31 protein-coding genes and 1 pseudogene are annotated in these 26,294 nt (G+C 40.2%); 24 read left to right on the top strand and 8 right to left on the bottom strand.

From position 1 onward, the window contains the following. Positions 1-366: 366 nt before the first annotated feature. The 3 genes from V514_RS0113660 to V514_RS0113650 form a co-directional block, all read right to left on the bottom strand. Positions 367-702 (bottom strand): DUF2500 domain-containing protein, encoded by a 336-nt coding sequence (locus V514_RS0113660; RefSeq protein ID WP_029500472.1) that lies wholly within the window; start codon positions 700-702, stop codon positions 367-369. Positions 703-817: 115 nt separating this feature from the next. After that, the gene (locus tag V514_RS0113655; RefSeq protein WP_029500471.1) at positions 818-1,342 is read right to left on the bottom strand and encodes a YceI family protein; all 525 of its coding nucleotides are present in this window, start codon (positions 1,340-1,342) and stop codon (positions 818-820) included. Between the two features lie 117 nt (positions 1,343-1,459). After that, positions 1,460-2,323: a VOC family protein gene (locus V514_RS0113650; RefSeq protein ID WP_029500470.1), complete on the bottom strand. Its 864-nt coding sequence runs from the start codon at positions 2,321-2,323 to the stop codon at positions 1,460-1,462. A 152-nt stretch (positions 2,324-2,475) separates the two neighbouring features. Between V514_RS0113650 and V514_RS0113645 the strand changes: the two genes are divergently transcribed. From V514_RS0113645 to V514_RS0113570, 16 genes and pseudogenes are all read left to right on the top strand, one after another. Next, positions 2,476-2,784 carry a winged helix-turn-helix transcriptional regulator gene (locus V514_RS0113645; protein WP_029500469.1) on the top strand — a complete coding sequence of 103 codons (309 nt, stop codon included), beginning with the start codon at positions 2,476-2,478 and terminating at the stop codon, positions 2,782-2,784. An 81-nt stretch (positions 2,785-2,865) separates the two neighbouring features. After that, positions 2,866-3,798: a UDP-N-acetylmuramate dehydrogenase gene (gene murB / locus V514_RS0113640; protein ID WP_029500468.1), complete on the top strand. Its 933-nt coding sequence runs from the start codon at positions 2,866-2,868 to the stop codon at positions 3,796-3,798. Positions 3,799-3,854: 56 nt separating this feature from the next. Continuing rightward, complete coding sequence (locus V514_RS0113635) at positions 3,855-4,613, top strand: exodeoxyribonuclease III (RefSeq protein ID WP_029500467.1); 759 nt, start codon at positions 3,855-3,857, stop codon at positions 4,611-4,613. Further along, entirely contained in the window at positions 4,606-4,962 is a 357-nt protein-coding gene (locus V514_RS0113630; RefSeq protein ID WP_029500466.1) for a fluoride efflux transporter FluC, read from the top strand. The genes V514_RS0113635 and V514_RS0113630 overlap by 8 nt, the downstream gene beginning before the upstream one ends. Then, positions 4,959-5,300 carry a fluoride efflux transporter FluC gene (locus V514_RS0113625; protein WP_029500465.1) on the top strand — a complete coding sequence of 114 codons (342 nt, stop codon included), beginning with the start codon at positions 4,959-4,961 and terminating at the stop codon, positions 5,298-5,300. Before V514_RS0113630 ends, V514_RS0113625 begins: the two co-directional genes overlap by 4 nt. 88 nt (positions 5,301-5,388) lie before the next feature. Continuing rightward, the gene (locus tag V514_RS0113620; RefSeq protein WP_029500464.1) at positions 5,389-6,498 is read left to right on the top strand and encodes a GNAT family N-acetyltransferase; all 1,110 of its coding nucleotides are present in this window, start codon (positions 5,389-5,391) and stop codon (positions 6,496-6,498) included. A gap of 14 nt (positions 6,499-6,512) precedes the next feature. Then, positions 6,513-6,797, top strand: a complete 285-nt coding sequence (locus V514_RS0113615) for a late competence development ComFB family protein (protein WP_029500463.1) — start codon at positions 6,513-6,515, stop codon at positions 6,795-6,797. An 80-nt stretch (positions 6,798-6,877) separates the two neighbouring features. After that, positions 6,878-7,303 carry a transcriptional regulator MntR gene (gene mntR / locus V514_RS0113610; RefSeq protein WP_029500462.1) on the top strand — a complete coding sequence of 142 codons (426 nt, stop codon included), beginning with the start codon at positions 6,878-6,880 and terminating at the stop codon, positions 7,301-7,303. Positions 7,304-7,333: 30 nt separating this feature from the next. After that, on the top strand, positions 7,334-8,194 hold the full coding sequence (locus V514_RS0113605) for a CvfB family protein (RefSeq protein ID WP_029500461.1): 861 nt from the start codon (positions 7,334-7,336) through the stop codon (positions 8,192-8,194). 90 nt (positions 8,195-8,284) lie between these two features. Further along, a complete protein-coding gene (locus V514_RS0113600) occupies positions 8,285-9,229 on the top strand; it encodes a DUF1002 domain-containing protein (protein ID WP_029500460.1) in 945 nt (314 codons plus the stop codon). Positions 9,230-9,374: 145 nt separating this feature from the next. Further along, complete coding sequence (locus V514_RS0113595; RefSeq protein WP_029500459.1) at positions 9,375-10,205, top strand: VOC family protein; 831 nt, start codon at positions 9,375-9,377, stop codon at positions 10,203-10,205. Between the two features lie 99 nt (positions 10,206-10,304). After that, on the top strand, positions 10,305-10,709 hold the full coding sequence (gene tnpA, locus V514_RS0113590; protein WP_029500458.1) for an IS200/IS605 family transposase: 405 nt from the start codon (positions 10,305-10,307) through the stop codon (positions 10,707-10,709). A 15-nt stretch (positions 10,710-10,724) separates the two neighbouring features. Beyond that, positions 10,725-11,712: pseudogene (locus V514_RS19290) on the top strand (RNA-guided endonuclease TnpB family protein). Between the two features lie 91 nt (positions 11,713-11,803). Beyond that, positions 11,804-12,001: a VOC family protein gene (locus tag V514_RS0113580; protein ID WP_029500457.1), complete on the top strand. Its 198-nt coding sequence runs from the start codon at positions 11,804-11,806 to the stop codon at positions 11,999-12,001. Between the two features lie 66 nt (positions 12,002-12,067). After that, a complete protein-coding gene (locus V514_RS0113575; RefSeq protein WP_029500456.1) occupies positions 12,068-12,352 on the top strand; it encodes a GNAT family N-acetyltransferase in 285 nt (94 codons plus the stop codon). 134 nt (positions 12,353-12,486) lie between these two features. Further along, on the top strand, positions 12,487-12,960 hold the full coding sequence (locus V514_RS0113570; protein WP_029500455.1) for a DUF4064 domain-containing protein: 474 nt from the start codon (positions 12,487-12,489) through the stop codon (positions 12,958-12,960). A gap of 128 nt (positions 12,961-13,088) precedes the next feature. On the opposite strand, the gene V514_RS0113565 is transcribed toward V514_RS0113570, so the two are convergent. Then, positions 13,089-13,664: a TetR/AcrR family transcriptional regulator gene (locus tag V514_RS0113565; RefSeq protein ID WP_029500454.1), complete on the bottom strand. Its 576-nt coding sequence runs from the start codon at positions 13,662-13,664 to the stop codon at positions 13,089-13,091. Positions 13,665-13,820: 156 nt separating this feature from the next. On the opposite strand from V514_RS0113565, the gene V514_RS20555 reads away from it, so the two are divergent. Next, on the top strand, positions 13,821-14,360 hold the full coding sequence (locus V514_RS20555) for a hypothetical protein (RefSeq protein WP_029500453.1): 540 nt from the start codon (positions 13,821-13,823) through the stop codon (positions 14,358-14,360). Positions 14,361-14,495: 135 nt separating this feature from the next. Here V514_RS20555 and V514_RS0113555 read toward each other — a convergent pair whose 3' ends face one another. Both V514_RS0113555 and V514_RS0113550 read right to left on the bottom strand, forming a co-directional pair. Further along, positions 14,496-15,998, bottom strand: coding sequence for a succinate CoA transferase (locus V514_RS0113555; RefSeq protein ID WP_029500452.1), 1,503 nt, complete (start codon positions 15,996-15,998; stop codon positions 14,496-14,498). A 262-nt stretch (positions 15,999-16,260) separates the two neighbouring features. Next, a complete protein-coding gene (locus V514_RS0113550) occupies positions 16,261-16,911 on the bottom strand; it encodes a LytTR family DNA-binding domain-containing protein (protein ID WP_010307316.1) in 651 nt (216 codons plus the stop codon). 556 nt (positions 16,912-17,467) lie between these two features. On the opposite strand from V514_RS0113550, the gene V514_RS0113545 reads away from it, so the two are divergent. The 5 genes from V514_RS0113545 (at position 17,468) to V514_RS0113525 (ending at position 21,042) form a co-directional block, all read left to right on the top strand. Further along, positions 17,468-18,253 carry an AraC family transcriptional regulator gene (locus V514_RS0113545; RefSeq protein ID WP_029500451.1) on the top strand — a complete coding sequence of 262 codons (786 nt, stop codon included), beginning with the start codon at positions 17,468-17,470 and terminating at the stop codon, positions 18,251-18,253. A gap of 102 nt (positions 18,254-18,355) precedes the next feature. Continuing rightward, complete coding sequence (yidC, locus tag V514_RS0113540) at positions 18,356-19,240, top strand: membrane protein insertase YidC (RefSeq protein ID WP_029500450.1); 885 nt, start codon at positions 18,356-18,358, stop codon at positions 19,238-19,240. Positions 19,241-19,304: 64 nt separating this feature from the next. After that, positions 19,305-19,550 (top strand): hypothetical protein, encoded by a 246-nt coding sequence (locus tag V514_RS0113535; protein WP_029500449.1) that lies wholly within the window; start codon positions 19,305-19,307, stop codon positions 19,548-19,550. A 26-nt stretch (positions 19,551-19,576) separates the two neighbouring features. Next, on the top strand, positions 19,577-20,335 hold the full coding sequence (locus V514_RS0113530; RefSeq protein ID WP_029500448.1) for a M15 family metallopeptidase: 759 nt from the start codon (positions 19,577-19,579) through the stop codon (positions 20,333-20,335). Between the two features lie 68 nt (positions 20,336-20,403). Continuing rightward, positions 20,404-21,042, top strand: a complete 639-nt coding sequence (locus tag V514_RS0113525; protein WP_029500447.1) for a M15 family metallopeptidase — start codon at positions 20,404-20,406, stop codon at positions 21,040-21,042. 39 nt (positions 21,043-21,081) lie between these two features. On the opposite strand, the gene cls is transcribed toward V514_RS0113525, so the two are convergent. Continuing rightward, positions 21,082-22,530, bottom strand: coding sequence for a cardiolipin synthase (gene cls, locus V514_RS0113520; protein WP_029500446.1), 1,449 nt, complete (start codon positions 22,528-22,530; stop codon positions 21,082-21,084). 208 nt (positions 22,531-22,738) lie between these two features. On the opposite strand from cls, the gene V514_RS0113515 reads away from it, so the two are divergent. Then, on the top strand, positions 22,739-24,130 hold the full coding sequence (locus V514_RS0113515) for an L-cystine transporter (protein WP_029500445.1): 1,392 nt from the start codon (positions 22,739-22,741) through the stop codon (positions 24,128-24,130). Between the two features lie 133 nt (positions 24,131-24,263). On the opposite strand, the gene V514_RS20520 is transcribed toward V514_RS0113515, so the two are convergent. Further along, complete coding sequence (locus V514_RS20520; protein WP_199754697.1) at positions 24,264-24,401, bottom strand: Lmo0850 family protein; 138 nt, start codon at positions 24,399-24,401, stop codon at positions 24,264-24,266. A gap of 371 nt (positions 24,402-24,772) precedes the next feature. Here V514_RS20520 and V514_RS0113505 point away from each other — a divergent pair, with 371 nt between their 5' ends. Beyond that, entirely contained in the window at positions 24,773-25,942 is a 1,170-nt protein-coding gene (locus tag V514_RS0113505) for an MFS transporter (RefSeq protein WP_029500444.1), read from the top strand. Positions 25,943-26,294 lie beyond the last annotated feature (352 nt).

Genomic DNA, 26,294 nt, shown 5'->3' with positions numbered 1-26,294 from the left:
ACATGAACATCACTCCGCTTCTTATGTCCTAGTGTAGCGGAACGACTGCCAGACAGGAATCTTCGCTGTTTGGACGTTTGAAAAATAAGCAAAAAGGCTATAGTTAAATAGGGAACGCAAGACTCATCAATTTAGTGTTTCACCGTTTAAATATCCCTTTAGACTGTAGTGGATGCAGTGCTAAAGAATAATGAAATATTCCTTAGAGTTTTGAACAGCGCTAAGAAAATGAAAGAGGCTGGGACATACGTGTAACAACACCTTCTCAGATGAGCATAAGAAAAACCGGAATCGCGCTGTGGCGCGGTTCCGGTTTTTTGTGGCGAACGCTAAAAAAGGAACATGACATGTGTTGTCCAGCCTTTTTTAATGGCGATTAAATTGTAAGAAGCGTTTACGTTTAAATTTCAGTAAACCTTTATCTGTTTCAATTAATTGACCATATGTAAGACCATTTACTTTAAACTCCATACGCTTGCCATGATCGTGTTGGAATGTAATGTAGTAATCCATTGTCATTCCTGCGTCACCATCACCAAGTAGCTCTGTACGTTTACTCACAATCTTTGCCGGTGTTAGCTCGACGTCGGCTGCATTGTTGCGTTTATATTCGTTGAATTCCTTTATTGCGACATATAGTATAAAACCTATCACAATAGTTGGTATAACATAAAAAAATAAAAGTCCATCTGAAATATTCATGTTGAACGCTCCTTTCTTGACTATAGTATCTATTATAATTAAATTTTGAAAAATTGCGACAATTTTACGCAAAAAAAAGCCTAGAAATTTTCTAGGCTTTATAGGTTATTGAAATTTAAGCTGGATTTGCTTCGATTTCGATATGGATTTTGATTTCGTCACTAACTAATACACCGCCAGTTTCAAGGGCAGAGTTCCAGTTTAAACCGAAGTCTTTACGGTTAATTTTACCGTCCGCTTCAAATGCGACAACTTCAACACCCCATGGATTTGTACCTTTACCGTTGTATTCAGCTTGGAATGTTACAGGTTTTGTCACGCCACGGATTGATAAGTCACCAGTAAGTTTATATTCGTCATCGTCTACTTTTTTAATATCTGTAGCAACGAATGTCATTGTAGGGTGGTTTTCAACATCGAAGAAATCGGCTGAGCGTAAGTGATTATCACGATCTTCATTGTTAGAGTTGATTGAAGCTAATTCAACTTCAAATTGGATGTTACCACCAGTTAAATCTTCTGGATTAATATCTAATTCAGCGCTGAAGCTATCAAAGTGCCCTTTCACTTTTGAAATCATCATATGTTTTGCTTGGAAACCTACTGAAGAGTGAGCTGTATCTACTACATATTTTGCCATAACTAAAATTCCTCCTAAAAAATGTTTTTGTTGTGTTTAATTAACTTATTTACTTGCTGAACTTAGTATACAACGCATTTATCTTTAATTCAAGAGTTTTTAATTCGAACTATCAAATTATTTTTTTGCGATGAATACCATATCATGACCATTAACGTCGTTCACTACGAGTTTTTCCCGTTTGTCGATAAATGAAACACCTTCTTTTATTAAGTTTTCGCGAAGTTCCTGTAACTTTTCAAGTGATGAAAGGTTGAGTGAATAAGCCATTAGTCCAGAGGCATTTTGTGGTGATGGTGGTGCACCTACGCCCATCCATGTATTGAGTGCGATATGGTGATGATAACCACCAGCTGAAATAAAATAAGCGGATTCGCGGAAATTCGTTTTAAAATCAAAGCCAAGCGCATCAAAATATAAATGTTTTAAGTTAGCATCTAAATGAGAAACAGTTAAGTGCATATGGCCAAGAATAGTACCGGCAGGGAAACCCGTCCATTCGCGGTTCGCGTCATGCAACGCTAAAATTGCTTGCACGTCAACAGCGAGTGTATCGGTATCAATTGTGCCATCTTCATTGATTGTCCATTCGTCGCGCGGGCGGTCGTGGTAAATTTCAATGCCATTGCCTTCGGGGTCATTTAAATAAAAGGCTTCAGAATAAAGGTGATCGCCAGCACCTGTAAAGCGAATGCCGCGCTGCGTTAAGTTGCCGATTACATGGCCTAAATCTTCTTTGCTTTTCACTAAGATGGCAAAGTGGAACAGTCCTGTTGTGCGCGGTGGACGAGGAATCGAGTTTTCTTCGTGTACTAAAATAAGTACGGGTTCATTGCTGCCAGCGCCCAATACGACACGTTCCATCGATTGTTCTAAAATTTGAAAGCCTAATGTTTCGTAGAAAGCTGTTTGTTTTTGAATATCCATAACGCGTAGTTGTGTATAGCCTAATTGAAGTTGTGGGTCTAATGTAAAGCTCATAAGTTGAGACTTCCTTTCCGAAATAATTCATATAACTTACTTTATGTAACCTACTATATATTTATAACTTTATTACGTCAAGTAATTTAGTTACGAAAAGTTGAAAAGTTTTTTTTATGTAGGTACAATACAAGGACAAGGAGTGAATGATTATGGAACAACAAACGGGACTATGCCCTAGATTATCGAAAGCGATGGATTTAATAGGAAAGCGATGGGTGGGCCTTATTTTGTACGAATTGTTAGATGGTCCAAAGCGTTTTAACCAAATTGAGTCCGCTTTACCAATTAGTGGTCGCCTGTTATCAGAACGCCTGAAAGAACTTGAAAAAGAAGAAATGGTCGAACGATGTGTCTATACGGAAGTGCCTGTTCGTGTGGAATATAAGCTAACTGACAAGGGCTATAGCATGAAAGGGGCCATTAACGAAATCGAAAAATGGTCGAAAGAGTGGCTTTAATAGTGGAAAGCTTGTAAAATGTCTAATGAAGATTCATACTAAGTTGTGATGAACTTGAAGTAGAAAGGATTGGATTTTTCCATTATGAAAATGCAATGGGCAGAAGATTTAGCAAAAATCGTAGATCCAGCAAATGTTAAAATAGATGAACGACTAAATAAATACACAATGACAAAACTAGGCGGACCAGCCGATATTTTTGTTATGCCAGAATCAGAAGAACAAGCAAGTGCCATTGTAAAATATGCACGCGCTCATAACATTCCTATTTTATTATTAGGCAATGGTTCAAACATGGTTGTTCGTGATGGCGGTGTACGTGGCATCGTTTTAAACTTTGCTAAATTAGACAAAGTAGCAGTTAATGGGACAGAGGTATATGCACAATCAGGTGCGTTAATTAAAGAAGTATCAAAAATCGCTGCAGCGAATACATTAAGCGGCCTAGAATTTTCTTGTGGTATCCCCGGTTCAATCGGTGGTGCGATGGCCATGAATGCTGGTGCTTATGACGGCGAAATTAATGATGTCATTAAAAGCTGTAAAGTATTAACTAAAGCGGGCGATATTTTAGAGTTATCAAAAGAAGAGCTAAAATTAGGGTACCGTAAAAGTATTATTGCGGATGAAGGGTATTATGCGTTGTCATCTGTATTCACATTAGTGGAAGGCGACCAAGCTGCAATCGATGAAAAAATTGCGGATTTAACATTCAAACGTGAATCGCGTCAACCACTTGAATATCCGTCAGCGGGTTCAGTGTTTAAACGCCCTCCAGGTCACTTCGCCGGTAAATTAATTCAAGATAGTGGTCTTCAAGGGCAAGGAGTTGGCGGTGCAGAAGTGTCAACAAAACATGCCGGCTTTATTATTAATAAAACAGGTACAGCGACAGCGACTGACTATATCGATACAATCCATATGGTGCAACGCGTCGTAAAGGAAAACTTTGATATCGCATTAGAAACAGAAGTTAAAATTGTTGGGGAAGACATACCCGCAACAGTGAAATAAATGAATCGTTGGGCGTTCTTCTTTTGAGAGGAGCGCCTTTTTTTGGAGGTAGCAGCATGAAGTTTGTCTCGTGGAATGTCAATGGTATTCGAGCTTGTTTGAAAAAAGGTTTTATCGATTATTTTAACGAAGTAGATGCAGATTTTTTCTGTATTCAAGAATCAAAATGTCAGGCAGGGCAAGTGGAGCTTGAACTTCCTGGGTATGAGCAGTATTGGAATTATGCGCTTCGTAAAGGCTATTCGGGCACGGCGATTTTTACAAAGCATAAGCCGCTTCGTGTGAAGTATGGCGTAGGCGAACGCGATACCGAAGATGAGGGGCGTATTATTACGCTCGAATATGACCATTTTTATATGGTGACCGTTTATACGCCGAATGCGAAGCGTGACTTGGCGCGCCTCGCGTATCGCTTAGAATGGGAAGATGAGTTGCGTACCTATTTAGTCGCATTAGATGCGAAAAAACCGGTTATTTATTGTGGGGATTTGAATGTCGCACATGAAGAAATTGACTTGAAAAACGCCAAATCAAATGTCGGGAATTCAGGTTTTACAGTGGAAGAACGCAACAAAATGACAACGTTACTTGCGAGTGGTTTCACCGATTCGTTCCGCGCGTTGTATCCGGCAGCGACCGAGCGCTATTCATGGTGGTCGTATATGAATAAAGTGCGCGAGCGTAATATTGGGTGGCGTATTGATTATTTTATCGTCTCAAACCGCCTAGTACCGCAAATTACAGCGGCTGCGATTCACGATCAACAACTCGGGAGTGACCATTGCCCGGTCGTACTAGAACTGACGAATGCGTAATTATTTGCTCGTCGCGATCGGTGCAGTAATGGGCGTATTGCTGCGCTATGGCTGTATGCTCGTTATTAGCGAACAGCTTGTACTATTGTTCATTAATATTGTCGGTAGTTTTGCGATGGGTATGCTCAATGCCTATTTTGAGCGCCGGCTATACGCAGAGCTTCAGCTGTTACTGACAACGGGCTTACTCGGTTCGTTTACGACATTTTCAGCATTTTCAGCGGAATGGTTGGCCTATATGATGCACAGTCCGCTCGTGGCAATCGGCTATGCATTAGCGATGACATTCGGCTGTATAGCAGCTGCTTTTGTCGGTTATGTAATCATGAAGCGAGGTGAGCGCGCATGACGCTTTTTGTAGTAGCAATTGGTGGTGCGCTCGGAGCTTGTACACGTTTTGCAGTCATTCAATGGTTTGCACGCACAGCGCGGCCTTTTTATATCGCGACATTTGTTGTGAATAGTGTTGGCTCGTTCTTGATGGGTATGGCGCTCCATTTACTTGAATCATCAGTTGCGTTCGCTTTTTTGGCGCTTGGCTTTCTTGGGGCATTCACGACATTTTCAACATTTGCGTTTGATGCTGTCCGTTTAATGCGCACGAGTCGCTTGCAAGCGCTAGTTTATGTGCTGCTGACAATGGTAATTAGCTTTGGTTGCATCGTGCTAGGGTTTAAAATAAGATAAAGAGAGAAAAAAGCGTTTTAAAAGGTCCACCTTTTAAGGCGCTTTCAATATAATAAAGGTAGCCCAATTAATTATAGAAGGTGTTTACATGCGACTAAAAGAATGGACAATCGAAGAACAAGAACCACTGATTCACTTTTTAACGAAAAATGAATGGCCTTATCATGTACAATCACACCCTGGACGTGAATTAATTGAACGTACAATTGAAGAGGGCGGCTATGAATCAGATGATGTTAAAACGTTTTGGATTGAAAATGATGAAGGACAAAAAGTAGGAATGGCGCAAATTTATGATTTACAAGATGAAATTCCGGTCTTTGATTTGCGTATTGCGGAGCAGTGGCGTGGTTTAGGTTACGGTAAGCAAGCGTTATTACTCGTGACGGAATTTATTTTCAGTTTACCTGAAAAGAAAATTCGCCTAGAAGGTCATACGCGTCAAGATAATGTACCGATGCGAAAAACGTTTGAAAGCGTTGGTTTCGTAAAAGAGGCGCATTTCCGCGATGCTTGGTATATGCCAAAAGAGGACGCTTATTATGATGCGGTAACATACGGAATTACGCGCGAAGATTTCTTTAGTAAAAAAACGACGCCAGTTTCGTGGAATGATGAGCCAGTGGAGTTTGATTATAAAAAATATTGGGATTTCCCATCACAATTTGAGACGGAGCGCTTAGTTGTTCGTATTCCTCGTGAAGAGGATACAGAATTAGTCTATGAAGCGATTGAACGCTCGATCGTTAAGTTGAAAATGTTTATGTCGTGGGCACAACAAAAACCAACGCATAAAAACGTCAAAGAAAATATTCGTAAAGCGATTGCTAAATTTATGAATCGTGAAGAATTACGCTTCCATTTATTTATTAAAGAAACGAACGAATTTGTTGGCGTGTTAGGCTTGCAGCACATTGATTGGACAATTCCGAAGTTTGAAATTGGCTATTGGATTGACGAGCGCTGGAGCGGTAAAGGGTATATGACCGAGGCAGTGCATAGTATGACATTGTTTGCGTTTGAAGATTTAGGGGCCAATCGTTTAGAAATTCGTTGTGACCGCGATAATATTCGCAGTCGCGCGGTAGCAGAAAAAAATCATTTTGAATTAGAAGGCATTTTGAAGCAAGATTCACGTAATGCGAATACACATCAATTACGTGATACATGCGTTTATGCCAAAATTAGTTTAATGTAGCAGGGGGAGTTTTTGTGGAGCAAAACGTTCCATTAATAAATGTAACAGAGGAGCTTGTACGAGGGATTGTGCGCTTCTTATTACATGGGCCAGAGTATCCGACATATTGTCATTGTGAAGTGTGTGAAGCGAAGGCATCGGCCATTGCATTGAATCATTTAGAAAGTCATTATGTAGCAACGGTTGAGGACCGCGATCGAGCCTTTTCTTATTTAAAACAGCCAAAGCAAATTGCAGAGATTAATAAGCAAGTGATTCATGCTATTCACATAATTGGGCAAAATACGCACAAAAGTTAGGAACCACTGAAACGTCCTTACGTTTTCATGTCAAGTGTAGTAAAATGGGAAGATAACTACTGGAAAGAGAGGGAATGTAGATGCCGACACCGAGTATGGAAGATCACATCGAACAAATCTATTTACTTATTGATCAGAAAGGTTATGCGCGGGTATCAGACATCGCGGAAGCGTTGTCCGTTCTTCCTTCTTCCGTTACTAAAATGGTTCAAAAACTTGATAAAGATGGTTATTTAATATACGAACGTTACCGAGGCCTTTCGCTAACACCAAAAGGTAAAAAGTTAGGGAAACGTCTTGTTGAAAGACATAGTTTATTGGAGCAGTTTTTACGACTCATTGGCGTCGATGAGAACTTGATTTACAACGATGTAGAAGGCATAGAGCACCATCTTAGCTGGAACTCCATAGACCGTATTGCAGACCTAATACAAGTACTGGAAGACAATCCTGAGTTTGTACAAAAGATTGCTGCACTGAAAGATTTAGAGCACCACATTGAATAGTACGCGTCATAAAGTGAGAGGAGTTTTAACATGACTGAATTACAATCAGGAGATGTTGTAACACTTATTGTGAAAGAAAAGTTAGCATCTCAATATGTATTAACAAACGATGAAGTGGATGTGCCACTAAACGCATCGGAAGTGCTTGAGGAGTTAAACGAGCACGATAAAGTAAAAGTATTTTTATACGCTGACCGCCGAGGCGATTTAGCGGCAACGACGGCGATTCCAACGATTACAAAGGACACATTTGGCTGGGCACGCGTTATGCGTATGTCACGTCATGATGGTGCTGTTGTGGATATTGGTACGTCACGCGAAGTTATCGTACCAGCAGAAGATTTACCGCAAATGGAAGACGTATGGCCAGAAGTAGGCGACCATTTATTCATTACGTTACGCGTTGATTATAACGGCAACTTATTTGGTCGTTTAATTACCGAAGAACGTATGATGGAGCAATTTGAGGACGGCGAAGAAACGCTGTTTAATCAAAATATTGTAGCGCGTCCGTACCGCCTATTACCAATCGGTACATTTTTAATAGGCGTCGAGAAGCCATACCGCATTTTTGTACACGAAACAGAGCGCGATGCAGAGCCACGCCTAGGGCAAGATGTGAGCGTGCGTATTATCGAAGTGAAAGAAGATGGCACGTTAAATGCCTCAATGAAGCCACGTGTATACGAACGTTTAACGGGTGATGCGGAGCAAATTTTTAAATACCTTGAAGAAGTAGGCGGTCAAATGCCATTTGGTGATAAATCATCACCAGACGAAATTAAAGACATGTTCAATATTTCAAAAGGGTCATTTAAACGCGCATTAGGGACGTTAATGAAAGCTGGTCGCATCGAGCAAGTGGACGGTTGGACAAAAATTAAACATTAATAATAAGAGGACGAAAAAGAAGGAATGAAACTTTTTCGTCCTTTTTTGCGTATTATAATCAAAATAGTTATTTAAGGGAGAGACAAAACGATGAAAAAACGAGCTTATGCCATTATTGCAGCATTATGCCTAACGACAGCAGCAGTCGGCGCAACAGCCGTTACGATGACAAGTTTTACTCAATCAGCTTCAGCGGAAGTTGTGAATGAAAAATTAGGCGACCCAATCGTTGTGTACGGGGGTTCTTTAACTGATAGTGAAAAAGAAACAGTTAAAAAAGAATTAGGCGTTTCTGGTACGGTGAAGGAAGTAACAGTAACCGGTGGCGACATTGCAAAATATATTCAAAATGGGAATTCCTCTGCCAGATTGTATTCCTCTGCAAAAATTACGCCTGAAGATTCAGGTTACGGCATTGTCGTAGAAATTAAAACACCACAAAATATTACGCAAGTAACATCAGATATGTATTCGAATGCGATGTTAACGGCAGGGATTAGCGATGCGAAAGTAGAAGTTGCGGCGCCGAAGCCAGTAACAGGTCACTCGGCGCTTGCGGGTGTGTACAAAGCATACGAAGCAACAACCGGTGAAAAGTTAGATACGGAGCGTACCGATGTGGCGAACCAAGAGCTAGGCGTTGCGACGACATTGTCTGATAAAGCCGGCATTGACCAAGACAAGGTGAGTCAATTATTAACGGAAATCAAACAACAAATTGCGGAGCAAAAACCAGCGACAAAAGAGGAAGTTGCACAAATTGTCGATGACAAATTGCAAAGCTTACAAATTACTTTGAGCGATGAGGACCGTCAATTACTTGTTGATTTAATGGACAAAATTAGCAACCTAGATATTAATTTCGGTCAATGGTCCGATCAATTGAATGACTTAGGAAGCAAGATAACGGATTCAATTAACAACTTAAAAGATAGCGTTAACGAAAATACAGGATTTTGGGATAAAGTTGTCCAATGGTTCAAAAACTTATTTGGCATTGGCGATGACAATACCGAGACAGACACAACTCAATAATGTAATGAGACTGGGCGATGATAGCATGACCCAGTCTTTTTTTGTAGTAAAAAAATGCGTTTCGCGTTGCAAAATAAAAAATATGTGCTATTATATGTCTATAAAGAATCTTGAATTCAAGATAAAGTAAAAGGAGCGAACAAACATGACCGTAAACGTAGCAGGAATTCACCACGTATCAGCAATTACAGCACAAATCGAACGCAACCATCATTTCTTCACACAAATTTTAGGTTTACGTCTTGTGAAAAAAACAGTTAACCAAGACAATACTTCATCATATCATTTATTTTATGCCGATGCAGTCGGTACACCAGGAACAGATATGACATACTTTGATATTCCAGGCATGGGACGCACATTACCAGGCGTATCAAGTATTAACTCAACAGCATTTCGCGTGACATCGGAAGAAGCGCTTCATTACTGGGTAAAACGCTTTGATGATAACAACATCGCACATGGCGACATTACAGAGCGCTTTGGTCGTAAAGTATTGCCATTCCAAGATTTTGAGGACGCGCGTTTCTTATTAGTAGTGGATGATGGCACCGGTATTCCATACGGGACGCCGTGGACAGAAACAGATGTCCCAGAACAATTTGCGCTTGTCGGCTTAGGTGGCGTAACATTAACGCTTGCAAAACCAGCGGCAACGGAAAACGTCTTAACGCAGCTTTATGGTTTCAAAAAAGTAGGAACGTATCCATCGCCAGTAGCAGGTCAACGAGACATCGTTGTTTATTCGTCAGGTGAAGGTGGTCCAGCAGGTGAAGTACACATTGAAGAACGTCATGATTTACCAATTGAACGTCATGGCCGCGGCAGTGTTCACCATGTTGCCTTCCGCGTAAAATCAGTCGAAGAATATGACGCGATGATTGCGCAGTACGAAGCGTTAGGATTGCATACGTCAGGTAAAATCGACCGCTTCTATCTTAAATGTAGCAGAGGACGCCCACCTCAACGAGCGTAGCGAGTAGGTGGGTGGTGAATGCTACAGGGCATTAAGTCTTGACTGTAAATCAGCTTGATTGTATAATCAGTGTTATAAACAAGAAAGGCTGATGCAACAATGGTTTTAGATAGCAATAATCATTCAGTGTTCTCATTGAATTACCACTTAGTTTTAGTCGTCAAATACCGAAAAAAAGTATTTAATGATGAGAAATCAAATTACGCAAAAGATATTTTTGAAAGAATAGGAAGCAACTACAACATATCTTTAATCGAATGGCACCATGATAAAGACCATGTTCACATTTTATTTAAAGCACACCCTAATACCGAACTTTCAAAATTCATCAATGCGTATAAATCCGCAAGCTCACGATTAATAAAACGAGATTTTCCAGAAATCAAACAGCAATTATGGCAAGGAATGTTTTGGTCTAAAAGTTACTGTCTTGTAACAACTGGCGGTGCATCGATAGAAACGATTAAAAAATATATTCAGTCTCAAGGACAAAATAATGATTAGAAAGAGGTGACTGTTATGCCACATAAAGCGTATAAATTCCGTATCTACCCAAATAAAGACCAGCAAGCGCTTATTCATCAAACACATGGACATTGTCGTTTTGTCTATAACCATTTCCTTGAACGTTGGAATACTTCTTATAAAGAAGAAGGAAAAGGGTTGAATCGTTCCATCATGTCTAAAATGCTCACAAAGATGAAAAAACAAGATGATACGGCATGGTTACGCAATGTAGATAGTGTGGCGTTACAAGCCTCTTATGAAAATTTAATGGATGCTTTTAAACGTTTTTTCAAAGGACAAAATAAGTATCCTCGTTTCAAAAGTAAAAAGAACCTTGTTCAAAGCTATACAACGAAGAACAGCCATAACTGTATTGCGATTGTCGGCAATCAAATGAAACTACCAAAATTAGGGCGTGTGAAGTTTGCGAAGTCGCGTGACATTGAAGGCCGTATACTGAAAGCAACAATCAAATATAATGCAAGTGGCAAATTCTACGTGTCGCTTTTGTGTGAAGTACCCGACTTCAAGCCTTTGCCTAAAACAAACCAATCTGTTGGGATAGATTTAGGCATCACTGACTTCGCGATTCTTTCCGATGGGCGTAAAGTGGATAACCAAAACTATCAACGGAATTAGTCCGCCAGTATGACGTCATCTGTCTAGAGGACTTAAATATCAAAGGCATGTTGAAAAATCATAAACTAGCGAAAGCGATTAGTGACGTATCCTGGTCCTCATTCGTCCAAAAGCTGAAATATAAAGCGAAATGGTATGGTCGAGCAGTCATGAAAATCAATCGCTTCTTCCCATCAAGCCAGCTATGCCATGTATGTGGGCACCGTGATGGCAAAAAAACATTAGCTATTCGCGAGTGGGTATGTCCAGCTTGCCACACAACCCTCGACCGGGATGTCAATGCAAGTCGCAACATCTTAGCAGAAGGATTACGCCTTTTCGAAGCAACCAAACCGTAGGAACTACGGGGATAGCCTACTAAAAAAGTGAAGCCGCTGTTTCGAACAAGTGGAAACAAGCAAGCACTGTTCGTAGGAATCTCCCACTTCAAGCAACGTTCGAAGAACGGCTAAGTGGGGGTAGTTCAATTCAAAGCTGTGTATTACCGCGACCCAAACGGTATTTTGTTTGAAGTATCAACAGATGAACCAGGCTTCTCTTCTGATGAGCCGCTAGAACATATGGGCGAAGAATTAGCATTGCCACCATTTTTAGAAAGACGCCGCGATGAGATTGAAGCATCGTTGCATCCATTAGCATTGGAGCAATAGTTAGCAACAGCTAATTTGGAAAATATATGCTACAATGACGGTAATTTAGTAAAGGGAGTGGACCACATGGAATTTGAATTAACAAACCGCGGAGGCGAAGAGTACGCTTTTCAACATAAAGAAGGCGAGCATGTAGATGCTGAGATTAGCTGGACACAACTTGGAGATGTTATGGTCGTTGAGCACACATTCGTCGATGATTCACTTCGAGGACAAGGCGTTGCAAAACAATTATTAAATCGTGCGGCAGACTTTGCACGCGAAAAAAATTACAAAATCGAAGCAGTATGCTCTTATGTAGTAGCATCATTCGATAAATCAACAGATTACGATGATGTAAAAGTTTCGTAATTGTGACGAAAAACGAGGTTGGTAATAATCCACCTCGTTTTTTTAAATTGATGAAAAGGGTATAGGAAAGAATAGGGCGAATACAGTAGGTAACCAATTCGGTGCGCAGGCGTATGAAGAAGGGGTGAGAACCTATGAACCGAACGATTGAAAAAGTGCTGGCGATGATTGCGTCGATTTTAAATGTTTTTGGCATCGCAGGCACCGGCATATTTTTCTTTAGTATGGATAGTTTTCTTAAAAATGATGGCGTTCAGCAACAAATTATTGATGACGTGCAACAACGTACAGGTACCGAGTTGACAATGACCGGGCTCCAAAATATTTCACAACTATTTGGCTCGGTTGGTTGGTTTGTCATCGTCGTGTTAGTTATTAGTTTAATTATCGGCACAGCAGGTATGATTAAACTCAATAGCGATACGAAATTAGCAGGCATTTTATTTATCGGTGCAGGTATTTTCTCTTGCCTCATTTCTGTACCGTCAATTTTATTTTATATTGCCGCAATCCTATGCTTCACACGTAAAAAAGATCAACCGCAAGAATCACCGGTTGGCAAAAAAGCACAACACCGAGTTTCAAACAATCACGAACAAATTAAATAATCAACAAGAGGCTGAAAATACCCTCTTAGATGAGCATAAGAAAAACCGGAATCGCGCGGTGGCGCGGTTCCGGTTTTTCGTTGTGAACGCTAAAAAAGAAAATTGTTTTGTCAAGCCTCTTGCCATGTTTAACTAAAAAACTTGCCACTAATAATACTGCTAATAACGTCTTTCACTTTTGGCGGCACGCTGCTTAAATCATGTTGCTTTTTATAAATAACGAGATGTTGTACCATCGCAATCAATGCGCCAATCATACCAACTTGTAGGAGCGTCATATCAATCTCTGGGAAATCGCCTGTACGCATACGTTTTTGTACTTCGGTATCGGCGGCCGTTTCCTTATGAAATGTCGCTAAATACGTTGCGGATAATTCCGGATATTTGACCGATTCACTAAATAAAATAATGTATTGCTGCAAATTATTTTCAACTTTTTCTAAAAATAACGCCGTCCAACGTTGCACCAATTCACTATTTGTTAATGTTGAATACGTAGAGTCATCTTCAATAAAATAGGTTGGTTGTACAGCGGCTGTTAATAAATCTTTTTTGCTTTTGTAATATTTATACATCGCAGCCTCTGAAATAGCAGCACCACGAGCAATTTCTGCTGTCGAAGTTGCGTCAAAGCCTTTTTGATAAAATAATCCGCGAGCAACGTCTAAAATGCGTTGTTTCGTTAAGTCGCCCTTAGTTGGCATTTCTTCCACTCCGTTTCGATGGTCATTTGTGACATTATCGTAGCACAAAAACGCCATATGTAACATCTTCGTTCAAGATTTACGATAAAAGTATGGATTAAAACGCATGATTCGGGGGTATTTGTTAACTATAGAACGTAACGGGAGGGCTTTACTATGGCGAATAAAAAAAATAAACTTCTCATTGCAGGACTTGCAGCAGGGGCCTACGCTTATTTACGTAAGCAAGAAAACCGTGATAAAGCAACAGCGGCATTTAATAGCACAAAAGATAAAGTCGGCGAATTTGTGGCGCAACAAAAGCAAACTATTGCAAGTAAGCGTGCAGCAGACCCAGAAACGGGTGATCATACGATTATTCCAGACCGCGATACATCTTATTATATCGGTGAGAAGGAAATGGTTGAAGAAGGCGCTTTAACAACTGTGCAGTACTTCAACGAAGAAAAGCAAGAAGAAGTCGATGAACGCGATAATTTAGAATATTTCATTGAAGATAAAGAGATGGCTGATGAAGGTGCGCTGACAAAAGTAGGTTATGAAAATGAAGAGGCGCAGACCGAAGATGACAATGAAAAAGAATTAAAAAATGCCGCATCGTACCAAATCGAAGATCGCGATATGATTTCAGAAGGTGCTGGCACATCGGTGCAATATTTCAATGAGAAACAAGATACCGATTCAAAAAACGCATAAAAAAAGAGGCTGCGACAAAACGTGTCATGTTTCTTTTTTGGCGTTCACAACGAAAAACCGGAACCGCGTCACCGCGCGATTCCGGTTTTTTTTATGCTCATCTGAGAGGATATTTTCAGCCTCTTGTTGTGTTGTTTAATGTAACATTGTCCCATGTTCTGCAAGATTGTTATGGAATGTAAATGCTTTTGTAAGCATATGCGGTGTTTGACCGCCAACCGTTGCTTTAGCTTCATCATAATAGCTTTGGAGCGCTTCTTTATACATTGGGTGCGCACAGTTCTTAATAATCAACTCAGCGCGTTCGCGAGGTGTTAAGCCACGTAGGTCGGCAATCCCTTGTTCAGTCACGACAACATCGACATCATGCTCGGTATGGTCGACATGCGATACCATTGGCACAATCGATGAAATTTTGCCGTCTTTTGCGACTGATTTTGTGACGAAAATAGAGAGGCGGCCGGCGCGTGCAAAGTCACCAGAACCGCCGATACCATTCATCATTTTGCTGCCGGAGACGTGTGTAGAATTGACGTTGCCGTAAATATCAAATTCAAGCGCAGTATTCATGCAAATCAGACCTAAACGACGAATTACTTCAGGGCTGTTTGAAATGTCTTGTGGGCGTAATACGAGCTTATCTGCATAATCTTTTAAGCGAGGAAGTACAGTATCCATTTTCTCGCGAGATAATGTAAAGGAACAGCAAGAAGCGGATTTTACTTTGCCGGCATCGATTAATTCGAATACGGCATCTTGTAGTACTTCAGAATACACTTCAAGTTCTTCAAACTCAGAGTCCACCATACCTGCAAGCACAGCGTTTGCGACCGAGCCAATACCTGATTGAAGCGGCGCTAATGTGTTTGTTAGGCGCCCTTCTTTAATTTCTTTACGGAAAAATTCAAGTAAGTGGTTGGCCATTTGTTGCGTTTCGGCATCTGGAGGCACGATCGTAGAAGGGGAATCTTCTTGTTCTGTGACAACGATTGCGACTACTTTTGTCATGTCGAGTTTAATACCTTTTGCACCAACGCGGTCATTTGCATGCATGATTGGGATTGGGCCACGCTCACCTTGTTTTTCAGGAACATAAATATCGTGTAAACCTTCTAATTCAGCAGGCGCAGCGACATTTAATTCGATGATGACTTTGTCAGCTGACGCAACATAAATAGGAGAGTTACCGACAGATGATGTTGGGATTAAGTAGCCATCTTCTGTAATCGCCGTTGCTTCGATAATCGCCACATCAATGTTCATCGCACCTTGACGTAAGTATTCAGAGGTGACTGATAAATGTTGGTCGATAAAACCAACGTCACCGTTATTGATGTGTCCACGCATTGTGCGGTCTACTTGGAATGGTAGGCGTTTGCGCACGATGCCAGCGTCAGACATGAGCGCATCGGTATCAAAACCGAGTGAAGCACCTGTATAGACATCTACTTTGAAATCATCTAGTCCTTTTGCGCGTTCTACAAGAGCGTGCGGTACAAACTTAGCGTCACCGGCACGAGTGAAACCACTCAAGCCAAGTGTATCGCCATTGTTGATTAGTGCTGCAGCGGCGTCAGCAGACATTACTTTGTCGTTTAAGCCGGCGAAGCGTAATCTTTCTTCGACTTTGCTAGTCATAAAAAATTGCCTTCTTTCTTCATTCGGAAAAATCCTGATCTAAAGTGCGGTTACTGTTTAACGAAACAACCGCGCCTTTATTATGTTAAATTTTATCACCAAATTGTCACAATTTCTTTTTAGGACGTATGAAAGGGACGATTTGTTAGCTATTAGAGAAAATTAAAGGTTATTGTAGCATGCTAGTATTATCGTGATATATCGAAAAAATACACAAAAAAACGAGAACTGCGCATAGGCACAATTCTCGTTACAGACATAATTAGAAACCTAATGAACGACGGAAATAGCTAGCGTAGCGTTGGCTAACAGGAATGCGCGTGCCGTCTTTCATGATTAATAAGAATGTCGAGTGTGAATCTGGTTGAATTTCATCGATGTAGTCAATGTTGACGATGTAAGAGCGGTGACAACGAATGAATGTGTCAGGCGATAAGAAAAGTTCTAAGTCGCTTAAGTTTAAGCGGTGGTACCCTTCTTTTTTCATCGTTTTTACAAATGTTTTACGAAGTTGTGTTTCTAAGTAAATCACTTCATTGTGTTTTACTGGGTACCAGCAATCATCGATTTTAATTGTGATGTAGTTTGTTAAGAACGGAGATGGCTTTTGTGGGAAGATAGCTGTAATAGCACCTTTTGTTTCGCCTTCTTCTAATAATGGAATACTCATACCGTAGTATGGCACACCAAATACATCTGGTTCGATAAATGAGTTAATTTTCTGGCCGTAATCAAGGGCTTTATGTGTTGCTGAGCCTTCTGGGATCTCATCACCAGGCTTAATCTTTAAATCGATTTTTTTGCTTGGTTGATAATATAAATACTTTTCTGTATCCGAGATTACAATAGAAGTATTATCAGGGAAAAATTCTTTAATGACCTCTATTAATTCTTCAATTGATTTAGGATCCATCCATTCATACCTCGTTTCTTCCGATATCTTAAATTCATTTCATCCTGTCATAACATTTTACTATAGTTTGTTTCCAAAATTAAGTACTAAAAATAAATTTCCTACAAATAGTGTCAAAAATAATGCTTTTAAGCAGAAAATTTTGCAACTTGAACGATTAGAGCATACCAAATTTTAGTAGAATACAACATACCTTCGTGAAAAGAAAAAATGAATCATTTATCTATTTTAAAAAAATGAAGCTAAAGACTCTCCCATCGTAACAAAAAAATGATATTTTGTCGACTTATGTAGAATGGACTATAACTTTTTCAATAAATAATAAAAATTGCATAATTTTTTTCAAAAGTCTCTTTTCCTTTACTGCATAATATTGTATAATTTTTATAAAAATCACTCAATTACTTTGTAAATTATTTAAGTAGAACGACCTAAACGGCGGATTTGTAAAAAAATTAGGTTCGATACGTGCGTGCATTAATTGATACTATTGTCATTGGTTGAGTGTTTATGGTTATTACAAAATGCGTATTTTTCAGAAAGATGGGGATTCTATATGTTACAACATCAATATTCTATCTCAGAGGCGATTTCAAAGCGTTATTTTCAAGAAATAGAAACAATGAACCGCTATGATGGCATCGAAAAGTTTTACGAAATTGAAGCTCAGCTTATAAGAGAAATTTATCAATTAGAAACAGAAGCAGCGAAAGAATCATTACGTGCATTAATTGATTTATTATCGGAGCGCTCAGGAAAGCACTTTTTCCGCGCAATCCGTCATTATTTTATCGTGTTGTCGTCAGTTGTGACACGTAAATTAATCGAAAACCAAGCGCCGCTTAAAAAAGCGTTTGCGTTTAATTCAGCATGCGTACAAATGGTCGATGAGCGCATGAACGATGCGGAATTCCTACAATTTGCAGATGATTTAGTGGAATTTTACATCTATGTCATTTCAGAGCGTAAACAACCGTCATATAAGCACCAAACGGTTAATAAGGTCATCATGTTTATTGATGATGAAGTCGAAACGGATTTATCGGTAGAAGATATTGCGCAACATTTCTCAATTAGCACAAGTCATCTATCGCGTATTTTTAAAGAACATGTTGGTATTACACTTGTTGAATACTTAAATGTGCGTCGCGTTGAGGAATCTCAATATTACTTACGCCATACGACAAAGAGCATTTCAAACATTTCAGAGCAATTCCACTTCTGTAATCAAAGTTACTATACAAGAATATTTAAAAAATACGTTGGTTTGACGCCGAAACACTTCCGCGACCAACCAGATCACGAATATTTCCGCTTCCAATTGCCAGAACGTTTAGTGTAATTATGAAATATTCGAAAAATCATTCTGCTTTAGTTTGATATGTCATATAAAAATACGGTATACTTCACTATAGTTTAAAATAATGATGTAGGTGAAAAAATAGTGAAGAAGAAAATAGGCTTACTTTCAATGCTGGGCCTTGCACCGTTCTTTTTAGCTGGCTGTGAGTCCGTTAAAAATGGTGAAGGCTTTTTCTATAGCACATTTGTAAAACCTATGGAATTCCTGCTAGATTTCTTCGGTAACACATTATTCGATGGTGGCTATGGTGGCGCAATTATTGTCATCACTATCTTAATTCGTTTAATTTTAATGCCGTTCATGCTGAAAACGTATAAAAATCAACAAGGCATGAAGATGAAAATGGATAAACTTCGCCCAGAAATGGAAGATATCCAAAAGAAATTAAAAGCAGCGTCTTCTAAGGAAGAACAAATGGCGCTACAACAAGAGATGATGGGACTTTATAAAAAATATGATGTCAATCCGCTAAATATGGGTTGCCTTCCTATGATTATTCAAATGCCAATCATCATGGGCTTGTACTATGCAATTCTGTATTCAGAAGAAGTACATGCACATAAATTCTTATGGTTCGAGCTTGGTGAGCCAGATATTATCATGACATTAATTGCCGGTGCGATTTACTACTGGCAATCAAAAGTTTCGATGGCCAATATGCCAACGCAACAACAAGCACAAATGAAAATCATGATGTATATCTCACCAATTATGATCATGGTGATTTCATTCTCTAGTATGGGTGCATTGCCACTTTATTGGTCAGTTTCTGGTTTATTATTAGTCGGTCAAACATATCTTGGTCGTATTTTATATCCACCATTAGATGAACATGGTAACCCGATTAAAAAAGAGAAAAAAGCAAAAGCTACTACGGAAGCAGTTGTCGCTGAAGAGCCACAAGAAAAGCGTAAATTAACGCCTGCAGAACGTGCAGCGAAAGCGCAAAAGAAAAAGAAAAAATAATGTATAATTGAGTCAGAGTGTATGTGCGCTCTGGCTTATTTTTTTGAGGAGGTGGAATGGACTCGTGAATATTCAGCGTTTAACAGGTATTGTGACGGCGGTAGCGAGTGTTTTAGCAGTATGGTTTTTATTCCAGCAACAATTTGCTATTGCAGTCGTTTTAATATCGTTCACGTTCACATTAACCAACGCATTACGTGCGAAAGATATGAATGAAAAAGGATATGTGAAAGAGGCAAAAGTGATGCGCGGTGTCTCGTTTTTCTTTAGTGTTTTAACAATCGCAGCTATTGTGTCTCTATTCATTTAATATAGCAAAATTCGGGGGAGAGAGTTATGAAAAAATCGTTTATTCAATTTCCAGTAATTGCATTAGCAGCGAGTGCGATGGTTCTTGCTGCATGTAGTAATGACGAGGAACCGACTGCTGATAAAAAAGCAGCGACAGAGCAAACGTCAGAAGAAACGCCGACCGATAACGGCACTGAGGAAACGCCAGAACAACAACCCGCTGAACCGGAAGTAGAGCGCGATGCTGGGGGCTATATTATTGACCAAGCACCTGCAACGGCAGTGAAAAAGGTTGATGGTATTGTCATTGCCAACAAACGTTATCCGATGCCGGGCGATTATGCGCCGGGCGAAAGTGCGGACGCGCGTGCGGCATTTGCTAAATTAAATGCCGCAGCTCAGCAAGCGGGCTATACATTTAATGCGTTTAGCACCTACCGTTCGTATGACCGTCAAACGGAGTTATATAATAACTATGTCGCAAAAGATGGCCAGGAAGCGGCGGATCGTTATAGTGCAAGACCCGGTTTTTCAGAGCATCAAACAGGATTAGCGTTTGATATTGGTGAAACGAGCAATCCGAATGATTATGCGTCAAACCGCTTCGGTGAAACAGCGGCTGGCAAATGGCTTGCTGAAAATGCACATGATTATGGTTTCATTATGCGCTACCCAGATGGCAAAGAAGAAGTAACAGGCTATATGTATGAATCATGGCATTTCCGCTATGTTGGCAACGACATTGCTACTGAAATTTACAACAATGATTCGACACTTGAAGAATATTTAGGTGTCGAAGGTTAACGAAAAAAGCTGTCGATTATCGGCAGCTTTTTTACGAGGTGGGTATAGAAAGGGAGGAGGTGAGCGTCATGAAAAAATGGCTACTAGCAGCGTGTACACTCGTTGTAATTGGTCTGTATAACAGTGATACGGCTTCTGCAAAGCGTGATACAGGCGGCTATATTGTTGGACAAAAATTGCCGCAACAACCGACGATGGTAGATGGCTTCATCGTTGTGAATAAAACGTATCCGCTACCGGCGAACTATGCGCCAGGTGAAAGTAAACAAGCACGCGCCGCTTTTACGCGTTGGAATAAGGCGGCGCAAAAAGCGGGCTATCGTTTTGAGGCGTTTAGCACGTATCGTTCGTATGCGCGCCAGCAAACGCTGTACAATCATTATGTGAAAAAAGATGGTCGTAACGCAGCGGATCGTTATAGTGCGCGAGCGGGTTATTCGGAGCACCAAACAGGATTAGCGTTTGATATTGGTGAAGTGAAGCGCCCGTCTGAGTATGCAACAACGCGCTTTGGGACGCGCGCCGCCGGGAAATGGGCCGCAAAAACAGCGCATCGCTACGGTTTTATTATGCGCTATCCAAAAGGACAACAAGCGGTGACTGGGTATATGTATGAGCCGTGGCATTTCCGCTACGTTGGCAAAACAGCTGCAACGAATATTTACCGCGAAAAACAAACGCTTGAACACTATTTGCAACTTCATTAAAAAGAGGCCGGAACAATGTTGTTTCGGCCTCTTTTTTGCTTATAAAATCGGTGATAATAGCCGCGAAATCGACTCTTTCATTTTAATAACTCGCGAGCGTTCTTCATAAATTTGTGGTGTTAATTCATGTGAGTACAACATATCGCGTTCAAATAATTCAGCGAGCTGATGTGAAATGTTGCGGTCGTAAATAAAAGCATTGACCTCAAAGTTCAGCTTAAAGCTACGCGAGTCGATATTCGCCGTTCCAACTGTCGATGCCTCGTCATCGATGACAATCATCTTCGTATGCAAGAAGCCATTATCGTAAATGTAAATTTTAGCGCCGGCTTGAATGAGTTCGCCTACATGGGAATACGTCGCCCAATACACAAACATATGGTCGGGCTTATTTGGAATCATAATGCGCACATCAATACCCGATAGACAGGCGATGCGCACCGCGTCCATAAAGCTATCGTCGGGAATAAAATACGGCGATTGGATATAAATATATTTCTTCGCCATATTAATCAGCTTTAAATAACCACTTTTAATTTGTTCCCAGTCGGAATCAGGGCCACTCGACACAATTTGTAAGCCGACTTCACCTTTACGTGAAATTGTCGGGAAAAAATGGTCTTCATATTCAAGGTCTTTGCGGTCCGATGCTTGATTCCAATCGAGTAAAAAACGCGTTTGCATTGGATGCACGGAACTACCTTCAATGCGTAAATGCGTGTCGCGCCAGTAGCCAAACTTTTTATCGAGCCCTAAATATTCATCGCCAATGTTAAAGCCACCAATATAACCGATGCGCCCGTCCACGATGACAAGCTTACGGTGATTGCGGTAATTCATACGCGGATTAATGAGCGGTAAAATCGACGGGAAAAAGCTTTCCACTTCACCACCAGCATTTAATAGTTCTTTGAAGTGGCGTTTATGTATGCCGCGCGACCCCATTTCATCATAAAGCAGACGCACTTTCACACCGCGCTTTGCTTGTTTAATTAGTGCATTTAAAATACGCTGCCCGAGATGGTCGAGGCGGAAAATATAATATTGAATATGAATATTCGTTTTCGCAGCTAAAATGTCTTGAATAAGCATCTCAAACTTTTCGTGTCCATCATCGAAAATATCGATTTTATTGTCTTGTGTGAGCACCGCATGATTGTTGACAAGGTGCATATAAATTAAATCACGGTAATGTGCGGAATCACTTAGGCGATATTCGAACGTATTATGTTTAATGGCTTCGATTTGATAGTCGACAAGCGAATCAATGCCGATTTTTTTCCTCCCTTCCCAGCGGAATAAATGTTTTTGGCGCAAACGTCTACCGAATAATAAGTAGATGATAAAGCCGCCAACAGGGAAGAAAAAGAGCACAAGAATCCAAGCCCATGTCGACGTTGGTTCCCGTCGCTCTAGAAAAATAATTGTTGCCGCAAAAATAAAATTAATAAACAACGTCACCGAAAGAATGGCGGACGTAATATTAATATATGTGAAATCCGTTAACTGACTTAGCAACGGGAGCCCCTCCTTATGAAAAATATCTCATGTTCTAGTATATCGTATTCATGAAATAGCACACGCTAAAATGAAAAACATTTTTTGATAAAACCTACTTGACTTATAGGTTTTGTGGCATTAATATAAGCATTGTCATTATTATTCAAAATTAATTAAGTCATATGGAGGAATAAACATGGATACACTATGGATTATTGTGAATATGGTCGTGATGTTTATTTTATTAATGTTGTTATTCAACATGAACAAAAAACACGTCTCATTTTCTAAACGTGTTTTCGCCGGTTTAGGTTTAGGTATTTTATTCGGCCTAGCACTTCATTTTATTTACGGCGTAGATTCAACGATTACAGCAACAACAACAGACTGGTTCGGCATTATCGGTTCAGGTTACGTGAAATTATTACAAATGGTTGCGATGCCACTAGTCTTTATTTCAATCGTTGCCGCTTTCACAAAAGTAGTAGCGGGGAAAAGCTTTGGGAAATATGCGGCGATTATTTTAGCGGTATTAGTCGGTACAACAGCCGTTGCCGCTTCTGTTGGGATTGCCTCTGCATTAGCCTTTAACTTAGATGGTACATCATTAGTTGGCGGCGATGCCGAACAAGCGCGCGGTCAAGAAATCACTGCTAAATCAGAAGAAATGGGCGACAAATCATTGCCGCAGCAAATCCTTGAATTTATTCCAGCGAATCCATTCTTAGATTTAACAGGCGCTCGTCCATCATCAACAATCGCGGTCGTTATTTTCGCTGTTTTCGTCGGTTTTGCTTATTTAGGGCTTGTGCGCAAAGACGAAGAACATGCGACATATATTAAAAAAGCAGTCGATACGATTTATGCGTTAGTGATGCGCATCGTCACAATCGTATTACGCTTAACGCCATTTGGTATTTTAGCGATTATGACAAACACCGTCGCAACATCGGATTTCAATGCGATTTACAATATGGGGAAATTCGTCATTGCTTCCTATGTCGCGTTAATTACGATGTTTATGATTCATTTGCTTATCATTTCGTTAACAGGTATGAGCCCAATCACGTACGTGAAAAAAGTAGCACCAACGCTATTATTCGCGTTCTCTTCTCGTTCAAGTGCGGGTACATTACCGATGAATATCGAAACGCAACGTAAGCGTCTAGGCGTGCCAGAAGGGATTGCAAACTTCGCCGGTTCATTTGGCGTATCAATCGGTCAAAATGGTTGTGCCGGTGTGTACCCAGCGATGCTTGCGGTTATGATTGCACCGAGCGTAGGCATTAACCCGTTTGAATGGCAGTTTATTTTCATGTTAATCGCCGTTGTTGCGATTAGTTCATTTGGTGTTGCCGGCGTTGGTGGCGGTGCGACATTCGCTGCGATCATCGTATTATCTGCGATGGATTTACCGGTTGCATTAGCAGGTATTTTAATCTCTGTTGAGCCATTGATTGATATGGGGCGTACAGCATTAAATGTTAGTGACTCGATGGTAGCTGGCGTCACAACAGCGCGCGCAACAGGCGAGTTAGACACAGACACATACAATTCAAAAGAAGCGCAAGATTTAGCTGAAATTTAAACGATACAAAGAGGCTAGGACCATTCGTCCTAGCCTCTTTTTTGTATTAAAAAACGCCCATCGATTGGACGTTGACGCATTATGTATACAGAAAAAAACCCCGACATCGTCGAAGCAAATTCAAGTTTGTTATCTAGTTTTGAGTTTGCGGAGTTGATTTCGGTGGGGCAAGTGTTTTAAGTAATTCTAAGCGCGATTTTGTTTTCGATGCTTTAACGCCTAACTTAGACAAATTTGAAATAATTTTTGTAATGTCAACTTCTTTTGTCATCATGAGCCACCTCAATTTCGTTTGTTTTATAATAAGACGCAAAAGCTTTCGGAGAAGTTTCAGCGTTTTATTTGACAAAGTTGTTAATATACTTATAATAACATGATTTTCTCAATGAGAGTTTTTCAAAATTGTTACATTCGTAAATTTTCTTAAATAGCATAAATAAACGTTGATTTTATCGAAACCCTTTATAAATCAACGCTTATAATTAATTTACTGTATTATTTATTCCCGAAAAAAAAGCTAAAACACCTATTTTTTAAAAAAATAATTGAGAATAGTATGCCGTTGCTATTTCCTATTCACTAGCAGTACACTATTTTGTAAGCAATGCTAATTTTGAGGGGATAATGAGAGGAGGAAACAGAATGAAAAAGGCAGTAATGCTACTCGTATCTGTACAATTTTTCGTCTATTTTGGTTTTGGTTTAATTATTCCAATCTTGCCAGAAGTCATCGTTAAGCAAGGATTCCATGATATGCATGTTGGAGGCTTACTAACAGTATATGCGCTAGCAAGTTTTTTCACAGCCCCGCTATGGGGACGTTTATCAGACCGGATTGGCCGTAAGAAATTAATTTTAATCGGCCTTGTCGGGTTTAGCTTGAGCTTTTTACTGATTTCGCTCTTTATTGACTCGCTCCCAATGCTTTATGCGTCACGCGTGATTGGCGGTCTTTTCTCGGGCGCTTTATACACCGCGGTAACAGGCTTCATCGGTGATATTTCAAACGATGATAATCGCAATATGTATATGGGCTTTATGGGAATGTCGATTGGCCTAGGCTTTATTTTTGGCCCGGCGATTGGTGGCTTGCTTGGACAGGTGAGTTTAACGCTACCATTTACAGTATCCGCAATGCTAATCTTTTTATTACTATTTTATGCGGCGGCTGTGTTAAAAGAGCCAGAAGCGCATAAAAAAGGTTCCGCACAAGAAATTATTCCAAAAGGTACATCAAAGCTCTTTAGTTATCGTGTGCGCTACTTATTTATTTTCTCATTTATCGTGACATTTTTATTGTCAGGTGTTGAGTCTACGTTACAGCTGTTCCAAATTGATCAAATCCATATTACATCGGCACAGCTTGGTTCGTTATTTTTATTCAGCGGCTTCGTTGATTTTTTAATTCAAGGCTTGGTCGTGCGCAAAGTAAAAGATGGTCACGAGCCAAAATGGTTGGCTGGTGCACAAGTTGTGACAGCGATCGGTTTAGCGATGCTACCATTTACAATGAATTTATTTTACGCAGGTCTTGCACTATGCGTCTTTACAGCGGGGAATGCGTTAGCGCGCACATTGAACACATCGCTCGCATCAAAAGAATCAGGCGGTATGTACGGTACGGCAGCGGGGCTTAGTTATTCGATGGATAATTTAGGACGCATTCTTGGCCCATTATTTTTCACATGGCTATTGACGTGGCAAGGCGGCAACACTTACTACGTGTCAGCGACGCTCGCGTTACTTGGCATTAGCGTACTCGTGTTATTTACACGCAGCACGAAATCATTGCGGCAGAAAAAAGCATCATAAAAAAGAGACTCGGATTTTCCGAGTCTCTTTTTCGTCTTGGCTATCACGTCAAGAAGCGTGTTTTGAATACAACATAAATATTAATATGCGCCAGTACTAAGTGAATCACCCTAGAGAAAAGCTAATCATTTGCTTCAACTTGGCTTTTTCTCAAATAAGTACTATAAGAATGGCGATAATTACAATAACTTCATAACATCACCTACCAAAAATGGGACAAAAAAGGCCCGTTAGAGCATGGGTTTTGCATGTTTTTAGATGTTTTTAGGCTTTTTTGTGTTATAGCCATGCACCGCTTCACCGCGGAATGTCGCATTTTTCGTTTTTTTAAATAAATGACAGCATGCCGTTT

The sequence above is a fragment of the Kurthia huakuii LAM0618 genome, from assembly GCF_000505545.1.
GTDB classification, from domain to species: Bacteria; Bacillota; Bacilli; order Bacillales_A; family Planococcaceae; genus Kurthia; species Kurthia huakuii.
This window is presented reverse-complemented; position numbering and strand designations above follow the sequence as displayed.